General features: G+C 44.7%; 5 protein-coding genes. 2 read left to right on the top strand and 3 right to left on the bottom strand.

The genetic code is table 11. The annotated features are described in order from the left end of the window. Window positions 1-287: 287 nt before the first annotated feature. Both RID09_RS24625 and RID09_RS24620 read left to right on the top strand, forming a co-directional pair. A complete protein-coding gene (locus RID09_RS24625; protein ID WP_446338549.1) occupies window positions 288-1,286 on the top strand; it encodes an NAD(P)/FAD-dependent oxidoreductase in 999 nt (332 codons plus the stop codon). 190 nt (window positions 1,287-1,476) lie between these two features. After that, on the top strand, window positions 1,477-1,971 hold the full coding sequence (locus tag RID09_RS24620; RefSeq protein WP_446338550.1) for a rhodanese-like domain-containing protein: 495 nt from the start codon (window positions 1,477-1,479) through the stop codon (window positions 1,969-1,971). Window positions 1,972-2,242: 271 nt separating this feature from the next. Here RID09_RS24620 and ureG read toward each other — a convergent pair whose 3' ends face one another. From ureG to RID09_RS24605, 3 genes are all read right to left on the bottom strand, one after another. Next, window positions 2,243-2,845 (bottom strand): urease accessory protein UreG, encoded by a 603-nt coding sequence (gene ureG / locus RID09_RS24615; RefSeq protein WP_446338548.1) that lies wholly within the window; start codon window positions 2,843-2,845, stop codon window positions 2,243-2,245. A 78-nt stretch (window positions 2,846-2,923) separates the two neighbouring features. Continuing rightward, window positions 2,924-3,823, bottom strand: a complete 900-nt coding sequence (locus tag RID09_RS24610) for an ion channel (RefSeq protein ID WP_446338547.1) — start codon at window positions 3,821-3,823, stop codon at window positions 2,924-2,926. Between the two features lie 90 nt (window positions 3,824-3,913). Next, window positions 3,914-4,577, bottom strand: a 664-nt coding sequence (locus tag RID09_RS24605) for a hypothetical protein (RefSeq protein ID WP_446338546.1), incomplete at its 5' end; no start/stop codon positions are given.

Here is a 4,577-nt window from a genome sequence, read left to right as displayed (position 1 = left end):
CTTGTATTTACATTACCACAATAGTAGAACGTTATCCGAATTATTTGACTGGCGAATTTATTCGCTACCTAGACGGTTCGCTCGGTTTCATCTCCCAGCTAAAGAGCGTGGGAGCCTTCACCCATCGCTTTTCCGGTAATTTTGTCTGATACCTGTACTTCAAATCCTTACTGTTCCCCGTTCCCTGTTCCCTGTTCCCCTGTCCTTATGCTCAATGGCGAAAGCAAAGGCGGCGGATGAAAATGCCATTCAATAGTATTTATCAGTTTTCTCGAATTGTTAAAACTATGCAACTCACGAAAAAAAATCTACCTGAACGTCTAAATCACATCTACGATGCGATTGTCGTTGGCGGCGGCGCCGGTGGACTTTCTGCTGGAATCTACCTGCAACGATTTCGCCTTTCAAGCTTAATTATTGATAAAGGCAAAGCTCGCTCATTCTGGATGCAGGAATTGCACAATTATTTAGGCTTACCACCGGATACTCCGGGTCGTGTCCTGCTGCAACAAGGGAAACAGCATTATACATCTTTAAACGGCGATATGCTGAATGGTTATGTTGAGGAAGTGGTGGATGAGGGAGATAGGTTTGCCGTGCGGGTGAAAGTGGGTCGTAAAAATAGTATTTACCCCGTCTTATACTCGAAATACTTAATTGCGGCGAGTGGCATTATCGACAATTTACCCCTTTTGGAGGATATGCAAAATGTCTTTGATTATGCAGGATATAACTTGCATGTCTGTATGGTTTGTGATGGCTACGAAATGACAGATAAACAATGTGGTTTCTTTGCGGGTAGTGAAGCCAGTATTGAAGAAATGGTGTTTAATCTCAGTTGGTTTACACCTTATATCACCGTGTTCACCCATGGACTGTTTAAGGTGAGTGACTCAATGGGTTCCCAACTGCAAAACCATGGTTATCGTTTGGTGGAAATCCCGATTAAGAAATTTCTGGGTGAAAATCACCAGATGACGGGAGTTGAGTTAGTGGATGGATCAACTATTCCCTTAGAAACTGGATTGATTTCTCTGGGGTCACGCTATCACAATACTTATCTCAAAGGATTCAATTTGGATGTCAAGGGTAGTAATCTGATTAGCGATAAAATGGGGCGGACGTCTCACCCGCGAATTTTTGCGATTGGAGACTTGAAGGTGGGGTTAAATCAAGTGGTTGTAGCGGCTGGAGATGGTGCTTTAGCAGCGACTCAGATTTGGCGAGATATTCGTCGGGAATCGGGTCCCCGCCGCTGGGAGAAAAATCGAGCGATTTCTGTTTAGCGGCAGGAGTGAATGGGTTATGAAATATGAGATGGGTAGGGAGAATAATCAAAGCAGTAATTGTGCCAAAGTTATCCAATTTGGTTGGGTTTGATCTTGTCTGCAAGCCAACTATTTAAGGGAAGAGATTGATGACGATAAGTTTTCGATACCAACAATGAATAAACAACTTTATCAAGGAAAAATAATGATGAAAACAAACAAAAAGATATCAGTAATGCTCCTGGGATGGTTACTGATTTTAACGCTATTGAGTGGTGTATTCTTTCCTAAATATGCCCTAGCCGCCGTAGAATCTAAGGTGATGCGTCCACCTAGCGCAGAAGTCTATACAGCAGTCGATCAGTTGCTGAATTCTCTACCACGAGATTACTATACGGTGATGCCAGTGAATCAGTTAAAAAACAAGCTAAAAAAGGAGGATAATCTAGTATTAGTTGATGTGCGAGAACCGTCAGAATATGCTTCAGGACACATTCCTGGCGCTATTAATGTTCCTGTGCGATCGCTCACTAAAAATTTAGATAAAATTCCCACGGATAAACCTGTTGTTTTATACTGTTCTAGTGGGCATCGCACGGCAATTGGCATGACGGCATTGCGGTTGTTAGGTTACACGAATGTTCGTAGTTTTCCTCCCAGTATTAATGGCTGGAAGGAGGCTGGTGAACCTTTAGAAAAGTAAATCTGTTTAATTCCAAGACCACTTTTCTAGCCTCTGGTTAGGAAGGCTCTTGAGTAGGCTCTGCCTCCTGTGGTATGGTAGCGGCAGAGCCAGATTAACTAGGAAAAGCTGATTCTATCCTGGATCAGTCTTGCCCACCCTACATAAAATCTAATCAGGTATAATTCCTCACCGTTAATAGGCGGTAGATAAGGGTAGGATCAGGCTAACTACTGAATGTTTTTGTCTCCGGCTCTCTCACCGGATTTGTTGGCAAATTAAACAGAATTTGTCAAGTCACCCCCATCTGGAGCTTGATAAAATCAATAACGGTTGTCAATCCGTTTTGAGTCTTTAAATTCGTAAATACAAATGGCTTATCGCCTCGCATCTTTTTGGCATCTCGTTCCATCACGCCCAAATCAGCCCCAACCATTGGCGCTAAATCTATTTTATTAATTACTAGCAAATCCGATTTGGTAATTCCGGGTCCACCTTTGCGGGGAATCTTGTCACCGGCGGCGACATCTATCACGTAAATAGTCAAATCGACGAGTTCTGGGCTGAAGGTGGCGGCTAGGTTATCTCCCCCACTTTCTAAGAAGACTAAATCTAATGGGGTGAACTTTTGTTCTAACTCTTCAATTGCTGCTAAATTCAGGGATGCATCCTCTCGAATCGCCGTATGTGGGCAACCTCCCGTTTCCACACCCCGGATGCGATCGCGCTCTAATGCTTGAGAGTTTACCAAAAACTGGGCATCTTCCTGGGTGTAAATGTCATTGGTGACAACAGCAATTTCATAGGATGCTCGCATCGCCTTACACAAAGCATCCAATAAAGCGGTTTTTCCGGAACCCACTGGTCCTGCAATACCAACGCGGAATGTACTCATCAACCGTGTTTGGGATGTAATTTCTCAACTATAAACTAAAATTGACGAGCTATCTGAGTAGTATTCAGCCTTGCGCCCCTACGGGTGTGGTATTACATCATGAAAGCGGCGATAGTCAATAATTCGCCGTCCATCTCGACTTCTTGATAAGATATCCACAAACCGCTGATTCCAGATAATTTCCTCAGCAATGTACGAGTGACGCGCATGAATCGTCTGAGAAACAGTTTCATCTAACCCCGTAAACGTTACCACAATTTCCACCTCGGCTTCAGCTAGGGACTCTGGCGTCATCCCAAACAAAGAACTACTCTGATCAATAGGATGCATCGCCGTCCACGTCAAGGTAAAAATAGGAGTCTGGCTACGAACCAATTTTAGGTCATAAAAGCGACGCATAAATTCCCCTTCTGCTGTCGTTTCGTTACGCAGCAAACTCACCGTTAACTGGGCTTCCAGAATCTGGTTGTAGCGCTCATTCGCCATCCGAAACATTAACGTTGGCACACCATTCTGAACAGTAATAACCGCCACACGACTGAACAGAACTCTGGCGGTAGGACGAGAAAAACGGGCAAACATTAATCCTGTCGCCGTGGTGAGTCCCATTAAACCAGTTAGGGATTCAATGGTGACTAAGATATTTGTGTAGGTACAGTCTGGGCGGGGATACATCGCACCGTAGCCAATCGATGCCATGGTTTGAACACTGAAGAAAAAAGCGTCCCAGAACGAACCCGGACGGGCATTTTCTATGCAATCACCGCCTGCCAAATACAAAACAGCAAATACAACATTAATGAGTATATAACCCCCCCCAATCAGCACGAAGAACCAAGACCAATCCAGCGTCAACAGTAAATGGTAAGGATCACGCCAATGGCTGTGGGATATTCCTTTTCTAGCGATATCAAACCGACTGCGCTTATCCCGACTCACGATGCGGGATTGGGAAAACTGACGAGGTGTTTTGTTCATTGAAGTTGGCGAAGGTATCCGCTCTGATTCTTCATCGTATACCTCGTGAGACTCCGGATAAGAGCGAAGCAAGCCGGAGAGGGATAGAGGTCAAATCTTGCTACTCGATGTGGCAAGATTTGACAATCCAGTTGAAGGCACGACAATTAACCCCGTGCTTCGCTGCAACAACTGGACTTTTTTGGCGGTAAACTGCCCTAGTCGCTTCCAGTTTTTATCGGAAACAGAAACTTGTTTCTCGGTGTCTCCAGAACACCAGCCTATGTAAACCTTTCCTGCTTTTTCAGCTACAACCTTGTCTCCCTTTCTGAAGCCATGGCGGGTAACTGTACCACCATATTTGCGTCGTACATCACCTTTAGATGGGACACACAGATGTAATTGTCTACGGCTAATTGGTGGTCTACGGACTATTGCAAACGGTACAGGTGTAATCTGAACATCACCACACCAGTTGCCATATTTAGCCTGATTAGAGTGCCATTCTCGCCATTGGGTGAACTCAAACGCCGCCAAGGTTACACCGTCAACAGCGTGTGTGGCTGGTGTCTGATTGGCTTTGTCTTTTTTGTCCTTGGGCAGTTCTAACCATTTTCTGAGTTGGCTAGTTCCGTTACCGGAAAAGCGATGGGTGAAGGCTCCCACGCTCTTTAGCTGGGAGATGAAACCGAGCGAACCGTCTAGGTAGCGAATAAATTCGCCAGTCAAATAATTCGGATAACGTTCTACTATTGTGGTAATGTAAATACAAGTC

The organism is Coleofasciculus sp. G1-WW12-02 (genome assembly GCF_040219735.1).
Taxonomy (GTDB): Bacteria; Cyanobacteriota; Cyanobacteriia; order Cyanobacteriales; family Coleofasciculaceae; genus Coleofasciculus.
The sequence above is the reverse complement of the archived record's forward strand: the minus strand, read 5'-3'. Positions and strand labels throughout refer to the sequence as shown.